This is a genomic window from Pseudomonas sp. GW823-FHT02C05 (assembly GCF_058797595.1).
In genome coordinates this window covers 986,266-1,001,147 of the sequence record NZ_JBXAJU010000003.1, presented here as the reverse complement: position 1 = coordinate 1,001,147, position 14,882 = coordinate 986,266, and the positions used below count along the sequence as shown (strand labels likewise).

The 14,882-nt window shown below is 66.0% G+C and carries 14 protein-coding genes; 12 read left to right on the top strand and 2 right to left on the bottom strand.

All coding sequences use genetic code 11. The annotated features are described in order from the left end of the window. Positions 1–48: 48 nt before the first annotated feature. The 11 genes from AC1RGE_RS21055 to AC1RGE_RS21005 all read left to right on the top strand — a co-directional run bounded on the left by AC1RGE_RS21055 (position 49) and on the right by AC1RGE_RS21005 (position 12,616). Positions 49–825, top strand: coding sequence for a polysaccharide biosynthesis/export family protein (locus tag AC1RGE_RS21055; protein ID WP_015636504.1), 777 nt, complete (start codon positions 49–51; stop codon positions 823–825). A gap of 18 nt (positions 826–843) precedes the next feature. Continuing rightward, on the top strand, positions 844–2,838 hold the full coding sequence (locus AC1RGE_RS21050; protein ID WP_072442890.1) for a lipopolysaccharide biosynthesis protein: 1,995 nt from the start codon (positions 844–846) through the stop codon (positions 2,836–2,838). Further along, the gene (locus tag AC1RGE_RS21045; protein ID WP_011062487.1) at positions 2,838–4,034 is read left to right on the top strand and encodes a glycosyltransferase; all 1,197 of its coding nucleotides are present in this window, start codon (positions 2,838–2,840) and stop codon (positions 4,032–4,034) included. Before AC1RGE_RS21050 ends, AC1RGE_RS21045 begins: the two co-directional genes overlap by 1 nt. Further along, positions 4,024–5,319 (top strand): cellulase family glycosylhydrolase, encoded by a 1,296-nt coding sequence (locus AC1RGE_RS21040; RefSeq protein ID WP_019095073.1) that lies wholly within the window; start codon positions 4,024–4,026, stop codon positions 5,317–5,319. The genes AC1RGE_RS21045 and AC1RGE_RS21040 overlap by 11 nt, the downstream gene beginning before the upstream one ends. A gap of 2 nt (positions 5,320–5,321) precedes the next feature. Further along, a complete protein-coding gene (locus AC1RGE_RS21035; RefSeq protein ID WP_019095072.1) occupies positions 5,322–6,539 on the top strand; it encodes a glycosyltransferase family 4 protein in 1,218 nt (405 codons plus the stop codon). Next, positions 6,530–7,630: a glycosyltransferase family 4 protein gene (locus AC1RGE_RS21030; RefSeq protein WP_019095071.1), complete on the top strand. Its 1,101-nt coding sequence runs from the start codon at positions 6,530–6,532 to the stop codon at positions 7,628–7,630. Before AC1RGE_RS21035 ends, AC1RGE_RS21030 begins: the two co-directional genes overlap by 10 nt. After that, entirely contained in the window at positions 7,630–9,048 is a 1,419-nt protein-coding gene (locus tag AC1RGE_RS21025; RefSeq protein WP_011062491.1) for an O-antigen ligase family protein, read from the top strand. The genes AC1RGE_RS21030 and AC1RGE_RS21025 overlap by 1 nt, the downstream gene beginning before the upstream one ends. Then, on the top strand, positions 9,045–9,866 hold the full coding sequence (locus AC1RGE_RS21020; protein WP_015636510.1) for an acyltransferase: 822 nt from the start codon (positions 9,045–9,047) through the stop codon (positions 9,864–9,866). Before AC1RGE_RS21025 ends, AC1RGE_RS21020 begins: the two co-directional genes overlap by 4 nt. A 9-nt stretch (positions 9,867–9,875) precedes the next feature. Then, positions 9,876–11,291, top strand: coding sequence for a lipid II flippase MurJ (locus AC1RGE_RS21015; protein ID WP_161466112.1), 1,416 nt, complete (start codon positions 9,876–9,878; stop codon positions 11,289–11,291). Between the two features lie 16 nt (positions 11,292–11,307). Then, positions 11,308–12,234 (top strand): glycosyltransferase family 2 protein, encoded by a 927-nt coding sequence (locus AC1RGE_RS21010; protein ID WP_011062494.1) that lies wholly within the window; start codon positions 11,308–11,310, stop codon positions 12,232–12,234. A gap of 127 nt (positions 12,235–12,361) precedes the next feature. Further along, on the top strand, positions 12,362–12,616 hold the full coding sequence (locus tag AC1RGE_RS21005; protein ID WP_011062495.1) for a hypothetical protein: 255 nt from the start codon (positions 12,362–12,364) through the stop codon (positions 12,614–12,616). A gap of 45 nt (positions 12,617–12,661) precedes the next feature. Here AC1RGE_RS21005 and AC1RGE_RS21000 read toward each other — a convergent pair whose 3' ends face one another. Further along, entirely contained in the window at positions 12,662–13,888 is a 1,227-nt protein-coding gene (locus tag AC1RGE_RS21000) for a molybdopterin molybdotransferase MoeA (protein ID WP_492584944.1), read from the bottom strand. Further along, positions 13,872–14,411 carry a molybdenum cofactor biosynthesis protein B gene (gene moaB / locus AC1RGE_RS20995; RefSeq protein ID WP_492584943.1) on the bottom strand — a complete coding sequence of 180 codons (540 nt, stop codon included), beginning with the start codon at positions 14,409–14,411 and terminating at the stop codon, positions 13,872–13,874. Before moaB ends, AC1RGE_RS21000 begins: the two co-directional genes overlap by 17 nt. Before the next feature lie 242 nt (positions 14,412–14,653). Between moaB and AC1RGE_RS20990 the strand changes: the two genes are divergently transcribed. Beyond that, entirely contained in the window at positions 14,654–14,875 is a 222-nt protein-coding gene (locus AC1RGE_RS20990) for a YgdI/YgdR family lipoprotein (protein WP_015636515.1), read from the top strand. Positions 14,876–14,882: the final 7 nt, after the last annotated feature.

Sequence of the window (14,882 nt, the reverse complement as noted above, 5' to 3'; positions counted from 1 at the left end):
TCTGGCCCGACAGGGAGTTGTGACTATGCACGCCAGGAAGACCGCTCGATGAAAAGACTCCTGCTGATTTCCAGTGTTCTCATGCTCTGCGCCTGCTCCATTCCGGCAAAGGTGGAGCTGCCGCCCAGCCAGGACCTGGAGGCCGCCCATCGGGCCGGTGATGCCCTGGCCGGCCAACCGTTGCCGCCCCAGCGGATTCGCCCGGGGGACACCCTGCGCATCGTCCGCAACACTGGTGAGGCGCCATCGATCTCGGCATTCACCGCCAACTCGATCTACGAACTGACGCTGTTCACCGTGCTCAACGATGGCACCTTCGCCTACCCCTATGCCGGGCAGGTCAAGGCCGCGGGGCTGACTCCGCAGCAACTGACCCAGGTCCTGGAAAACAAGCTGAAGAACATCTACCAGGACTCGGCACTGACCGTGAACATCAACCAGGCACCGGGCAACACCGTGTTCGTCGGCGGCTCGGTACGCAACCCGGCGTCCCTGCCGGTGACCGTGACCACCACCCTGGAGCAGGCCATAGTCGGCGCCGGGGGCCTCTTGAACGTGGGCGACAGCCGCAATATCGCCCTGCTGCGCGAGGGCGAGGACGGCCGCTACAAGACCTATTTCTTCGACTACCGCAAATTCATGATCGCCGGCAACGCCGGCGCCGCCCCGGTGCTGCTGCAACGCGGCGACGTGGTGTTCGTGCCCAAGTCCAGCGTCGGCAACGGCATTGAATGGGTGGATGTGTACCTCAACCAGTTGATTCCGTTCACCAAGTCGATCGGCATCGGGGCGAGTTACGAAATCAATCGCCAGTCGGCCAACTGATCGCCAAGGACAGCACTCATGATCAATATCCGTTCCTTTCGCGATCTGCTGCGGTTGTTCTTCATCTTCAAGCGCGAGGTCAAGATCACCGTCCTGGTGACCTTCGTCATCATCCTGCTGGGGGCCTTCCTGCTGCCCAATCGCTTCGAGTCCACCGCCCTGCTGCTGGTCAAGCCGGGGCGCGACACCAGCACCCTGCCGATCGAGATCGCCGATCGCCAGGCTGTGGTGATTCCCAGCGCCCAGCGTGATCCGATCATCGATGAGGAGCGCATCCTCGGCGGCGAGCCCATCGCCCGCAAAGTGGCGGAAAAGTACCTCGACGACCTGTCCCGCCAGCCCCAGCCAAGTGGTGCCCTGGCCACCCTCAAGAACGCCGTAAAGGGCGCGGTGGAAGGCATCGTCGACCTGCTGCGCGGGGCCCTGCAACTGGTGGGCCTGGTGGAGAAGCAGACCCCGGTGGAACGCCTGACCGAACGCATGTTGAAAAGCTTCAGCGTGACCCACGCCGCAGGCTCCTCGGTGATGGAAGTGAGCTTTACCTGGAACGACCCCAAAGTGGCCCAGACAGTGGTCAAGAGCTGGATCGAGCAGTACCAGCAGGAACGCGCGCAAACCCTCGGGCGCAAAAGCCTGTACGCCTTCTATGAAACCGAAAGTGGCGCCACCAACCAGCGCATCCTCGGCTACAAGAAGCAGATCGCCGACTACCTGAACCAACTGGGGGCGGTGAGCATCGAGGAGCGCCTGAACGATATCTCGCGCAACCTCAACAACCTCAAGGGCGAACACCTCAATACCACCCGAGCAGTGGCGTCCACTCGCAGCGGCCTGGAGACCATCCAGAAGCAGCTCAACAGCATGAAGAAAGAAATCAGCATCGGCCGCCAGATGAGCCTCAACCCGGACCGCCAGGACCTGCAGCAGCGGATCAACGCCAAGCAGATCGAGCGTCAGGAAATGCTCCGTACCTTCAAGGAAGGCGCCCCTCCGGTCCGCGCCATGGATGCGGCAATCGCCAACCTGCAAGCCTTGCTGAAATCGGAAAGCGGCACTGTGCAACGCAGCGAAAACCTGGCCCCGAACCCGGTCTATACCCGCCTGCAGAACAGCTTCGCCGACCAGCAGGCCAGCCTCAGCCGCCTGCAGACCCAGGCCGCCCAACAGGAAACCCAGTTGCTCAAGCTCGAACAGGAACGGCGCCAGGCGCTGGCCGTGGAACCTGAACTGGCACGCCTGCAACGGGAACTGAGCGCGGCGGAGAAAAGCTTCGCGCTGTACAGCGACAGCACCGAGAAAGCCCGCATCGACCGCGAGCTGGACCAGAGCCAGATCAGCAACATCGCGGTGATCGAAGAAGCCACCTTCAAACCCAGCCGGGTCTTTCCCAAGAGCCTGAGCATGCTGCTCGCCGCCATCCCCCTGAGCCTGGCGGTGGGCCTGCTGGCGCTGTACTTCTTCTATCTGCTGGACCAGCGCATCCATGACGGCGACCAGATCGAGGAGCGCTTCGGGGTCAAGGTCTGGACTAGCCTGCAGGACCTCGACAGCCACCTGCCGCAACGCAACAGCGCCTTCACCGCCAGCCTCTACCGCCTGTACGGCATCCTGCCCCTCAAGCAAGTGGCGCTGCAGGGGCTGGTGATCGGCCTGACCTCGGCACGCCGCGGCGAAGGCGTGAGCTTCGTCACCGCGCACCTGCGCGACCTGCTCCAGGAGCGCGGGCACGTGGTGCGGGTCAATGGCGCCCCCAACGCGGTGCCCGGCGAAATCGTCCTGCTGGAAGCCTCGGGCTTCTTCTCCAACCAGGAAGCCTTCGTCAGCCTGCGCGAGGCCGACCTGATCGCCCTGATCGTCGAAGCCGAAACCACCACGGTGCCCGTGCTGCAAAACGCCCTGTCGATTCTCACCACCGCCTTCAAGCGGGTCGACGGCATCATCATCAACCGCCGGCGCTTCGGCATCCCGGAGAACGTGCTGAACTTCCTGGCGCGGATCAGGAGCCCCCACTGATGCACATTGCCCTGCTGGCACCCATGCCTCCCGAGCAGAACGGCATTGCCGACTACGCCGCGCACCTGCGCGCCGCGCTGGAAGGCCTGGGGCTGAAAGTCAGCACGCCCCTGGCCGGGCTGGGCAACGACCCGCAACGCGCCATCGAGCGGGTGGCGCACAGTGACTGGCAGGGGATCGACCTGGTGCACGCCGAGCTGGGCGGTGGCCGGCTGGCGGAGTTTCATGCCCTCAAGGCGTTGCGCGAGCGTTTCCCCAGCCTGCCGCTGAGCGCCACGGTGCACGACCCCGAACGCCTGGTCTGGCGCCGGGCCAGCCTGCCCTGGCCGCTGTCCCTGGCCACGCGGCTGCCCTCACCGCTGCCACAGATCGCCACGGTACTGACCGACCCCTTGTGCCTGCACGAAGAAAAGCAGCTGGCCCGCAGCCTCACCCGGCTGATCACCCTGACCCACGCCGGCGGCGCCTGCCTGCGCCAGCGCATGGGGTTGCGTGCGGAGCAGATGGTGGTGATTCCCCACGGCAACCTGGCCATTCCCGCCCGGCCGCTGCCGCCGCTGAGCCCGTTGAGGCTGCTGTATTTCGGCTTCATCTACCGCGGCAAGGGCATCGAGGATCTGCTGGATGCACTGGCCATGGCCTTCGCCCAGCAACCGGCAATGCGCGAGCGCATGCGCCTGACCCTGGCCGGGGGCAGTGAACCGGAAATGGCCTTCGGCAGCGCCGGCAGCTACCTCGACCAGTTGCGCCAGCACATCCAGCGCCTGAACCTGCAGGACAGCATCGACTGGCAACTGGACCTGCCGGCCACGGACATTCCCAAGGTGATCCAGGCCCACCATGTGATGGTCCTGCCCTACCGCGAGTCGAGCAAACTCAAGCTCCTGGGCACGCTGCGGGGGACCAGCGGCGCCCTGTCCTGGGCGGTGGCCTGCGGCCGCGGCGCCATCACCTCCGACGCCCGCTCCTTCGCCGAAGAGGTGGCCCAGGACAACGGCGTGATCTTTCCCCAGGGCAACGTCGCCGCCCTGGCCGCCGAACTCAGCCACTTGTGCGCCAGCCCGGAACGGGTGGAGCGCTGGGCCGAGCACGCCGCGGTGATCGGCTCCCGGCGGGTCTGGAGCCATACCGCCGAGCGCTTTGCCCGGGTGTTCAGCGATGCCTGTGGAGGCCCGGCCCATGCCTATGCGACGTAGCTCGGCGATTGCCCTGCTGGTGCTCGCCTGCCTGTCCTGGAACGCCCTGGCGGATACCACCCTGCGCGCGCCGCGAGCGGTGGTGTGGAAGGATTTTCTCGGGGTCAACGCGCAGTTCCAGTACTTCACCCCCGGCGTCTACCAGAAGCAGATGGACCGGCTCGATGCCCTGGGCCTGAGCTGGGTCCGCCTGGCCATTCACTGGGCCATGATCGAACCCAGCGAGAATGACCTGCAGCTGGACACCCTGGACGCCGCGATGAACGCCATGCAGGGCCGCCAGTACCGGGTCCTGGCCTACATGGTGGGTTCGGCGCCCTTCGCCGCCAACGTGCCCAGCGGCTCGCCCTCTTCCGACCAATACCCGCCCAAGGACTTCAACGTCTTCGCCCAGCGCATGAAAATGCTCGCCCAGCGTTATCCCCAGGTGAACACCTGGCAGGTGTGGAACGAACCCAACATCGTCTGGCTGCCCAAGGAAGACCCCGACGCCTACGACCAGTTGCTCACGACCACCACCAGCGCCATTCGCGCGGCGATTCCCGACAAGCCTGTAGCGACCGCGGGCATGGCCTACTACAGCCAGATGCGCAGCACCCCGGGGCTGATGCTCGAAGACCTGCTGCAACAGGGCCTGGGCACGGAAAACCTGATTGCCGCCTACCACCCCTATTCCGAGCTCCCGGAAGGCGACGATGCCGCGGCCCAGGATTTCCTCGTACGCGGCAACTTCCTCAACAACGCGCTGCACAGCCAGGGCGTGCAACAGGTCTGGGCCACCGAGTGGGGCTGGTCGAGCTACACCAGCGGAGCCCGGGAAATGCAGGCGATGATCGGCGTCAACGGCCAGGCCGACTACACCCTGCGCCGCCTGGCCCTGATGGCGGCCATGGACTACCAGCGGATCTTCCTGTTCAACCTCAGCGACCTGGATGCCCGCGCCAGCAACCGCGACCAGTCCTACGGGCTGGTGGACCTGGCCGGCGAACCCAAGCCGGTCTACAACGCCCTCAAGTATTTTCTCGACACCACCGGGCCGAGCCTGGCCCCGGCTGATCCCCCCGGCCTGAGCAACGCCCCGGGCGACTTGTACAGCATCGCCTGGACCCGGCCCGACGGCTCCCACGTCTGGATGTTCTGGAGCGCCAGCGGCGCCAGCCTGCAGGTTCCCGGGCTCAACGCGGCCACGCTGCATGATCCGCTGACCGGCACCCGTACCGAGCTGAGCGGGCAAGCGGGCCTGAGCGTGCCGTTGAAAACCAGCCTGCAACTGTTGGTGTGGTGAGCATGAAAATCCTCTGGACCCTGCCCTACCTGCCCTGGCCCGCCACCAGCGGCGGCAAGACCCGGCAATACCACCTGCTGCGGGCCCTGGCCGCCCGCGGGCACCGCATCACCTTGCTGGTGCAATCGAAAACCCCGTTGGACGACGCCACCCGCGCGGCCCTGGAGCCCTGGCTGGAACGCCTGATCGTGCTGCCGCGGCGGCCGTTGCGCAGCCTCAAGACCCTGTTCTCGGTGCTGTTCGCGCCCTACCCCATGCTGGCCGACGTCAACGGTTTGGCCGCGCCGCTGCAACAGCGTTTTCGCGAGCTGTTGGAGGAACCCTGGGACGTGATCCAGATCGAGCACAGCTACAGCTTCCAGCCCTTCGAACAGCCGCTCAAGCAATTGCAGCGCCCGTTCATCCTCACCGAACACAACGTCGAGTCGGCCCTCGGTGCCGCCAGCTACGACCGCCTGCCGGCCTGGGCGAAACCCTTTACCCGTTACGACCAATGGCGCTACCGGCGCTGGGAACGCCGGGTGTTCCAGCAGGCGGCCCGGGTCATCGCGGTGACCGAACAGGACGCCCTGACCCTGGCCCGGCTGAGTGGCAAACCGGCCGCGGTGGTGGTCAACGGCGTGGACTGCGGGCACTACGCCGCGGTGCAACCGGACCTTGGCAGCCAGCGCCTGCTGTTTATCGGCAACTACGAATACAGCCCCAACCTGGATGCGGTGCAATGGGCCCTGGAAGAGATACTGCCGCGCCTGTGGGCCATCAACCCCGAGGTGCACTTCGCCATCTGCGGCTACGCCCTGCCGGACAGTTTCCGCCAGCGCTGGACCGACCCGCGCATCGAGTGGCAGGGTTTTGTCCCCGACCTGCGGGACCTGCAACGGCGCTCGGCGCTGTTCTTCGCCCCGCTGCGCCAGGGCGGCGGCTCCAAGCTCAAGGTCCTGGAGGCCATGGCCGCCGGCCTGCCGGTAGTCACCACGGCCCAGGGCAGCTCCGGGCTGCAGGTAGAGAACGGCCAGCATTACCTGGGCAGCGAAGACCCCGGGGCCCTGGCGCAGATTCTCGCCCAGGCCCTGGCCGACCCCGAGCGCCTGCAACGCATCGGCGCCGCCGGGCGCGACTACGTGCTGGCCCACCATGACTGGAGCGCCGCCGCGGCCCAGCTGGAAGCGGTCTATCACCAACTCCCCTCTGACAAAGAAGAAGTGTCCGTATGCGCATAGGTCTGGATTACCGCCCCGCCGCGGGCTACAGCAACAGTGGTATCGGCCGGCAGAACCTGGCACTGGAAGACGCCCTGCGCGCCAATCCGCAGGTCAGCCTGCAATTGTTCGGCGTTGCCCCGGAAGACCATCCGCTGCGCCGCCGGGTGCATTGCCCCAGGTGGGGCGCGCCACTGCAGGGGGTGCATCGCCTGCCGAACCGGCTGCGCTTCGAGGGCGGTTTTCTGCCCGGGGCCCTGCGTGAGGCCGAGGTGGAGCTGTACATCTGCAACTTCAACATGGGCCTGCCCCTGGGCAGGAAACCTAAGAACCTGCGCTATGTATTGCAACTGCATGACCTGTTCCAACTGACCCTGACCAACAGCCATGGCTCGCGGCTCAAGGAGCGGGTCTATGGCCTCACCGACAAGCTCTCCATCGGCCACTCGGTGAAGCAGGCGGACCGCATCTGGACACCTTCGCAGTACACCGCCGACGAACTGGTGAAGCTCTTTCCCGAGGCCCGGGACAAGGTCCGGGTGCTGCCCAACCTGGTTACCGGTTTCCAGGGCGAACCCGCCGACATCCGCGACCTGCAACTGCCCGAGCGCTACTGGCTGGCGGTGGGCACCCGCGAGCCGCGCAAGAACATCCCCTGGTTCGTCGCTGCCTGGCAGGCCGCACGCCAGCAATCCCCGGATGTACCGGAACTGGTGCTGATCGGCGCACCGGAACACCTGCCCAGCGAGCTGCGCGCCGTGCATGGCCTGCACTTTCTCAGCGACCTCAGCGACAGCCAGTTGCATGGGGTGTACCGCCAGGCCCAGCGCCTGTGGCAGCCCTCCTACGCCGAGGGCTTCGGCCTGCCGGTGATCGAGGCCCTGAGTGTCGGCACTCCCGTGGCGGTGGCCAGCGGCTCGGCCCTGGACGAGATCACCCCGGCGGGCAGCCCGCGCTTCTCGCCCACCGACAGCGCCGCGCTGAGCCAGTTGATGGTGCAACTGGCCAGCGCCCCGCCGGAAGACCCCGCCCCCCTCAAGGCCTGGGCGGCCGGCTACGCCGAGGATGCCTATCGCCAGCGCTTCAATGAATTGCTCGAGGAGCTCAAGTAATGCCCATCGCCCTGCCGCTGGCGCTGATCTTCGGCCTGGTTTTCGGCGTGCTGATCTGGTTGCTGCCAGCGCTCAAGGTGCTGGTGCTGATGGTCGGCATCGCAGCGGCGGTGACCGTGGTCCGCCAGCCCATGCGCGGGCTGCTGCTGTTCGCGGTACTGGCGACCTTCCTGCCCTATTCGACGGTGCAGATCGGCCTGCGCACCACCGTCTCCGAAGCCCTGCTGCTGTTGGTCTGGGCCAGCATCCTGGCCCAGGGGCTGTTCTCCAACCTGCCCCGGCCGCCCAGGCTGCTGCGTACCGAGAAGCTGCTGCTGGCCCTGATGGCCTTCAGTGCCCTGCCCTTCATCATCGGCCAGGTGACGGTGAACGCCGATGGCAATGGCCCGGTGAACTGGGTCCGCTGGTTGCTCAACCTCTCGGCGCTGTTTCTGGTGCGACGCCTGTTGCAGCAAGCCAAGGCCCGGGAGCAACTGGTCTGTGGCCTGTTGCTGGGGACCCTGCTGCTCCTGCTGCTGTCGATCCCGGTGTTTCTGAAGAACGGCAGCGCCACGGCCATGACCCCGATCCTCGAAAAGCTCGGCTACGGCGGCATCGCGGTACTGGGCGACAGCCTCAGCGCCCTGGCCAATCGCATGGGCTCGCCGTGGATGCACCCCAACGTCACTGGCGGCGCCATGGCCCTGCTGCTGCCCCTGGCCTTCTGTTTCGGCCTGACCCGCAGCGGCTGGCAGCGTAAACTCGGCCTGGCGGTGGCCTTGCTGGGGGCCGCCGGGCTGCTGCTCTCCGGTTCTCGCGGAGCCTTGCTCAGCCTGCTGATCGTGCTGATCTGGATGGCCCGCCAGCGGGTGCCCTACACCGGACGCATGCTGATGGGTGGCTTCGTTCTCGGGGCCTTGCTGCTGATGTCCTATCCGCCCTTGCAGGACCGCCTGCTGACCCTGTTCACCTCCAACGATGCCAGCACCAGCGTGCGGGTCGACGAGTACTCGCACTTCCCCGCCGCCATGGCGATGTTCCCCTTCGGCATCGGCTTCAAGGTCGACCCACCCGTGCCCGGCACCGGCCTGTGGGGGATTTCCAACCTGTGGCTGAACTACATCTACAAGATCGGCGTGCCCGGCATGCTGCTGTTCGTCGCGGTGATCTGGAGCTGGTGGCGGGAAACCCGGGTTCCCGGGGTGGCCATCCAGTTGAATCGGGACAACGCCCTCTGGCTGGGCAGCGGCGCCGGCCTCAGCGCTGCACTGATCAGCGGCCTGTTCGACCATTACTTCAGCTTCACCCAGGTGTTGATCGCCCTGTTCTGGCTGCTGCTGGGCCTGAACCTGCATGAAGCCAGACGCCTGCGACTCAAGGCCGGCGCTGCGGCGCCCAGGGTTACTCCAGACTCCCCACCCTCAGGAATCCAGCCATGAAACATCGCCTCTTCCACTCGCAGAACCTGAAACAGGCCTTGCCTGACTATGCGCAGAAAATGGGGGTGAGCCTTGCAGAACTGGAGGCGGCCTATCAGTGGATGCTGGAGAACGATGTCGTGTTCGAGCAACCGCTCAAGGGCAACGTGCTGACCTACATCAGCTACCTGAACATCGAATCGAAGATCGAGCCGCCCCTGCCCCGGCGCTTCTACAAACTGCTGGGCCGCGAACTCAAGGGGGCGCTGATTCCCATGTACGGAATCAACTGGCCGACCCTGCGCGACCGCATGCTGCGGGTCTGGGAGCAGATCTACAACATCCTCATCTGCAAGATCCCCAGCCACACCCTGCGCCTGTTCTGGCTGCGCCTTGGCGGCGCGAAGATCGGCAAGGGCTCCACAGTGTGGCGCAATACCGAGGTGCTGGGTGTCGACAGCCTGCGCATCGGCCAGGACAGTACCGTGGCCTGGCACTGCCAGTTGGACGCCCGGGGCGGGCTGATCATTGGCGACCATGTGACCATCGCCTCCCATGTGCTGATCATCGCCGGTGGCCACGACCTCAAGGAGCCGGAATTCTGGGCGGTAGGCGGGCCGATCTACATCCATGACTACGCCTGGATCGCCAGCCGCGCCCTGCTGTCGTTTGGCGCCGAGATCGGCGAAGGCGCGGTGGTCGGCGGGCAGACCGTGGTGTCCAAGCCGGTACCGCCCTACGCCATCGTCAGCGGGCCGGACGCGGCGATCAAGGGCGAGCGCTGCCGCAACCTCAACTACAAAGTGGGCGGCAAAGGCCTGTTCACTTTGTTCCACTAAGCCCGGCCCATGTTCGGCGCGACGCTGTGGTTGACCCTGGCCACCCTGACCGGGCTGGCCGCCGGCTTTGCCCGGGAATGGCTGCTGGTGGCGGCCTGGGGCGCCGGTGGCCAGAGCGATGGTTTCCTGGTGGCGATGTTCCTGCCCGAGGCCCTGCGCATGGCCCTGGCTGCGGGCCTGCTGAGCGCCGCCGCGCTGCCGCTGTACCAGCAGCGCTCGGCCGGGGAGCAACAGGCCTGGCTCAGTGCCCTGGCCCCCCGCCTGTTGCTGTGTGGGCTGCTGCTGGCGCTGCTGCTGAGCCTCGGCGCGCCGCTATGGGTACGCCTGATCGGCCCCGGCCTGGGCAGCGACGGTTATGCCCTGGCCAGCGGCGGCCTGCACTGGCTGGCCTGGTGCGCGCCGGGGTTCATTCTCCACGGCTTGTTCTGCGTCCCTCTGCAGGCTCGCGCCCGCTTTGTCCTGGCGGGCCTGGGCTCGCTGCTGTTCAACCTGCCGCCAGTGATCTACCTGGCGAGCCTGCACCATGCCGCCACCCCCACCGGGCTGGCCGCGGCCTGTGTGCTCGGCAGCCTGCTGATGCCAACGGTGCTGTTGCCTAGCCTGCTGCACGATGGCTGGCGGCCCTGGCGCATGCAGGACGCGCCCGGGGCCGGGCGCGAGTTGCTGCAACGCATCGGCCCGCTGCTGAGCAGCAACCTCGCCAGCCAGGGCCTGGCCCTGCTGGAGCGCATGGCGGCCTCATTGCTGGGTGAAGGGGCGGTCACCTGGATCAACCTGGCACGCAAGCTGATCAACCTGCCGCTGATCGCCCTGATGAGCCTCAACCAGGTGCTGCTCGGGCTGATGAGCGGCAGCTCCGGCGAACAGCGCCTGGACCTGCTGCGCAAAGGCCTGAGCAGCGCCACCCTGCTGACCATTCCTGCGGTGGTCGGGCTGATTGGCGCCGCCGCCGCGCTGGTGCACCTGCTGCTGCCCAATCAAGCGGCGGACAGCCCCTTGCCGGAGCTCTTGGCCTGGTTCTCGGTACCGCTGATGTTCGGCGCCTGGAACGCCCTGCTGGCGCGCTACGCCTATGCCGCCGGCGACACCCGCATGCCGCTCAATTGCGAACTGGCCGGTAGCCTGCTCAATGCCCTGCTGCTGGCGGCGCTGCCGTATTTCCTCGGTTTGATCGGCATCGCCCTGGCGGCGATCTGCGGAGTGATCCTCACCGGCCTGCTGCTGATGCGCCGCCAGCAGTTGCTGGGGCTGGTGCCTTGGCGCAGTCATTGGCTGATCGGCCTGGGTGGCATGGCCCTGGCGGCGCTGTTCCTGCATCCGCTGACCTCGATCTGGTGGCAACTGGGCCTGAGCAGCGCCTGCGGCCTGCTGCTGTTGCTGATCCTCGCGGCCTGGCTGCGGCCCTGGCGCCAGAACCTGACCTGAACCGGAGGCTTGGACAATGTCGACACTGCGCGTGGCCTGTGTGATTCCCACCTACAACGGTTGCCAGGACCTGGCGCGGCTGCTGGATTCCCTGGAAATCCAGAGCGCGCCCTTCGATACCCTGATCGTCGACTCCAGCTCCAGCGACGGCACCTACGAGCTGGCGCTGGCACGCTGCGCCAATGTGCTGCGCATCGACAGCCGCGACTTCAACCACGGCGGAACCCGGCAACTGATGGTGGAGCGCAACGCCGATTACGACCTCTATGTGTTCATGACCCAGGATGCCTACCTGGAGGATGCCGAAGGTCTCGCCCGCATCGTCGCGCCCTTCGCCGACCCGCAAGTGGGAGCCGTGTGCGGTCGCCAGTTGCCGCACCTCGATGCCAGCCCCCTGGCCAGCCATGCGCGGTTGTTCAACTACCCGCCGACTTCCCAGGTGAAAAGCCTGGCCGATGTGCCGGCACTGGGGATCAAGACCGCCTTCATGTCCAACTCGTTTTCCGCCTACCGGCGCGAAGCACTGATGCAGGTCGGCGGCTTTCCCAACCACGTGATCCTGTCCGAAGACATGTATGTGGGCGCGAAGATGCTGCTGGCCGGCTGGAAGGTTGCCTATGAAGGCAGCGCCTGCTGCCGCCACTCCCATAACTACAGCCTCAAGGAAGAGTTCCGCCGCTACTTCGACATTGGCGTATTCCATGCCCGGGAACCCTGGATCCGCCAGGCCTTCGGTGGCGCCGGTGGCGAAGGCCTGCGCTACGTCCAGTCCGAACTGCGCTTCCTCGGCCCCGGACGCCTGGGGCAGTGGCCCGGGTCGCTGCTGCGCAACGCGGTGAAGCTCTTCGCCTACAAACTCAGCCAGCAGGAGCGCTACCTGCCCCTGGGCCTGAAAAGAAAGCTCGGCATGTACAAGCGCTATTGGGACAGCCCCTATGCCTGAACCGAGCCCCCAGGCCTAAAGTGAATTTTCTGACCGAAGAAAGAGAATCACCTGAATTGACCCTGCGGGGCCAATCAGTGACTGTGCATGTCAGGCACTGACGCCTCATACAAGGAAGTGCACCGTCATGAAAGACAAGGAGTTTTATCCGCAAGCGCGATCACCGCTCAAGCATCTGCAGGGCCAGCCCTGGGGGGCCACCCGCTCCCCCCGGGAGCTCGACCTGCCTCTTTCCTCGCAGCCGCTGCCGCGTCATTGTCGGCACCTGTCGTGGCTCAAGCGCCTGGCCAGGGCGGTACTGGCCGCTGCACTGCTGGCGGGCCTGGTGACCTGGGGTTTGCACAGCCGCTTCGGCCTGTTGCTGCTGTTGCTGCTGCGTTAAACCGCTCGGCGCGGGCCGGTGGCAGCCGGGCCCGCGCTGCCGGGGTCAATCCAGCACTTCACTCAGGGGAATGAAGTTGACCCGATCGCCCTGCACCAGGGTCCGCCCTTCAAGCACCTCCACCAGCCCTTCGGCCCAGGCCGCACTGCGCAACACGCCCGAGCTCTGGTTGCGGGAGATAATCGCCTGCCCGTTTTCCAGGCGCCCCCGCAGGTATTCGCGGCGATTGCCGGGCTGGGGCCAGACAAAACCCGCCGGCACCTGGAAGCTCAGGGGCTGCACCTGCTGTACGCCCTGGCGACGCAACAGGTAGGGGCGCGCCAGCAGGGCGAAGGTCACCAGGGTCGATGCCGGATTGCCGGGCAGGCCGATCACCGGCACACCGCGAAAATGGCCGAAGGTCAACGGCTTGCCGGGCTTGATCGCCAGCTTCCACAGGGCCAACTCGCCCTCTTCGCGCAGGGCGATGCCCAGGAAGTCCGCCTCTCCCACCGAGACACCACCGGTGGACAGGATCAGGTCGACCTCCCCCAGTTCCGCCAGGCGCTGGCGGGTCGCGGCCAGATCGTCAGGGAGGATTCCCGCATCCAGCACCTCACAGCCCAGGCGCTGCAACCAACTGCACAGCACCACCCGGTTACTGTTGTAGATCTGGCCCGGCCCCAGGGGCTGGCCAGGTTCCACCAGTTCGTCACCGGTGGACAGCACCGCCACCCGGACCCGGCGCACCACTTCAAGCTCGGCGCAGCCCAGGGAGGCAGCCAGGCCTTGCTCGATCGGTCCCAGGCGAGTGCCAGCCGCGAGCACCTCCTCGCCCACCGTAGTTTCCTGGCCCTGAGGGCGAATGTTCTGACCCAGTTGCAGAGGTTCGCTAAACAGCACGCGCTGATCGTCCTGGACCTGGGCGTTTTCCTGCATCTCGACGCAGTCCGCCCCGGCCGGCACCGGCGCACCGGTGAAAATCCGCGCGCAGGTCCCGGGCTGCAGTGGCTCTGGCGCCTGACCGGCAAAGATCCGCTGACTGACCGGCAGGGGTTCCCCCCGCCAGTCCTCCAGGCGCAGGGCGTAACCGTCCATGGCGCTGTTGGGCCAGGGCGGCAGGTCCAGGCTGGAGATCAGCGCCTCGGCCAGAACCCGGCCCTGAGCCGCCGCCAACGGCAAGCGCTCACGCTCGAGGATGGGGGCCGAACCGGCCATCGCCAACAGGCGCTCCAATGCCTCTTCCACCGGCATCAGGGCGCCCTGCTTGCCCGGCTTACCCGCGGGATTCACAGGGTACCGCCTGTTTCAGGTGAGGAACGAAATTGCACGGCCGGTGCCGCGAATCCAGCTGTTCGGCGAGGATGCCGTCCCAGCCGGTGCGCACCGCATTGGTGGAACCCGGCAGGCAGCACACCAGGGTGCCATTGGCCAGCCCTGCCAGTGCCCGGGATTGCACAGTGGAGGTGCCGATATCGGCGACCGATATCTGCCGGAACAGTTCGCCAAAGCCGTCGACCTGCTTGTCCAGCAGGCAGGCCACGGCTTCCGGGGTGCTGTCACGGCCAGTGAAGCCGGTACCGCCGGTGATCAGCACCACCTGCACCACGTCGTCGGCAATCCAGGTCGCGACCTGGGCGCGGATCTTGTACAGATCGTCCTTGAGCAGCACCCGTGCCGCCAGACGATGGCCGGCGGCGCCCAGGCGCTCGACAAAGACCTGCCCGGAGGTGTCGGTTTCCAGGGTGCGGGTATCACTGACAGTCAGTACCGCAATGTTCAGCGGCGCAAAAGATACATCAGCCTTGGCTTTCATAGGCTCGATCCAAAGGTAGGAGAAACAGCCCGTTGTTATATCACAGCGCTCCGGCCTGCCGCCGCTGTGGCCTCGGCAATAGCCCCCAGTGGGTAGACGCTGTTGCGAACTCGGCTAATCTGCCGCGGCGAACGCCTGCGATCTGCCCGGCAACGTGGCAGAATGTCCCTGGCCAAGGAACTTGCAGACGTTGTATACGTCTGAAGACCAGCACTCAAAAGTACTCATTTCGGAGACACACAATGACTCAACGGACCCTCGCCACTCTCATGCTCGCACTGGGCCTGGCCACTCTCGCCGGTTGCGCCTCGCCGACAGTGATCACCTTGAATGACGGTCGCGAAATCCAGGCCGTCGATACCCCTAAATACGACAAGGATTCCGGTTTCTACGAGTTTGAACAGCTGGACGGCAAGCAGACTCGCATCAACAAGGATCAGGTCCGTACCGTCAAAGAGCTGTAAGCCTGAC

Excerpts from the sequence above, each read along its gene's own strand:
- AC1RGE_RS21055 (WP_015636504.1), top strand. The coding sequence starts at position 49 with ATGAAAAGACTCCTGCTGATTTCCAGTGTTCTCATGCTCTGCGCCTGC.
- AC1RGE_RS21050 (WP_072442890.1), top strand. The coding sequence starts at position 844 with ATGATCAATATCCGTTCCTTTCGCGATCTGCTGCGGTTGTTCTTCATC.
- AC1RGE_RS21045 (WP_011062487.1), top strand. The coding sequence starts at position 2,838 with ATGCACATTGCCCTGCTGGCACCCATGCCTCCCGAGCAGAACGGCATT.
- AC1RGE_RS21040 (WP_019095073.1), top strand. The coding sequence starts at position 4,024 with ATGCGACGTAGCTCGGCGATTGCCCTGCTGGTGCTCGCCTGCCTGTCC.
- AC1RGE_RS21035 (WP_019095072.1), top strand. The coding sequence starts at position 5,322 with ATGAAAATCCTCTGGACCCTGCCCTACCTGCCCTGGCCCGCCACCAGC.
- AC1RGE_RS21030 (WP_019095071.1), top strand. The coding sequence starts at position 6,530 with ATGCGCATAGGTCTGGATTACCGCCCCGCCGCGGGCTACAGCAACAGT.
- AC1RGE_RS21025 (WP_011062491.1), top strand. The coding sequence starts at position 7,630 with ATGCCCATCGCCCTGCCGCTGGCGCTGATCTTCGGCCTGGTTTTCGGC.
- AC1RGE_RS21020 (WP_015636510.1), top strand. The coding sequence starts at position 9,045 with ATGAAACATCGCCTCTTCCACTCGCAGAACCTGAAACAGGCCTTGCCT.
- AC1RGE_RS21015 (WP_161466112.1), top strand. The coding sequence starts at position 9,876 with ATGTTCGGCGCGACGCTGTGGTTGACCCTGGCCACCCTGACCGGGCTG.
- AC1RGE_RS21010 (WP_011062494.1), top strand. The coding sequence starts at position 11,308 with ATGTCGACACTGCGCGTGGCCTGTGTGATTCCCACCTACAACGGTTGC.
- AC1RGE_RS21005 (WP_011062495.1), top strand. The coding sequence starts at position 12,362 with ATGAAAGACAAGGAGTTTTATCCGCAAGCGCGATCACCGCTCAAGCAT.
- moaB (WP_492584943.1), bottom strand. The coding sequence starts at position 14,411 with ATGAAAGCCAAGGCTGATGTATCTTTTGCGCCGCTGAACATTGCGGTA.
- AC1RGE_RS20990 (WP_015636515.1), top strand. The coding sequence starts at position 14,654 with ATGACTCAACGGACCCTCGCCACTCTCATGCTCGCACTGGGCCTGGCC.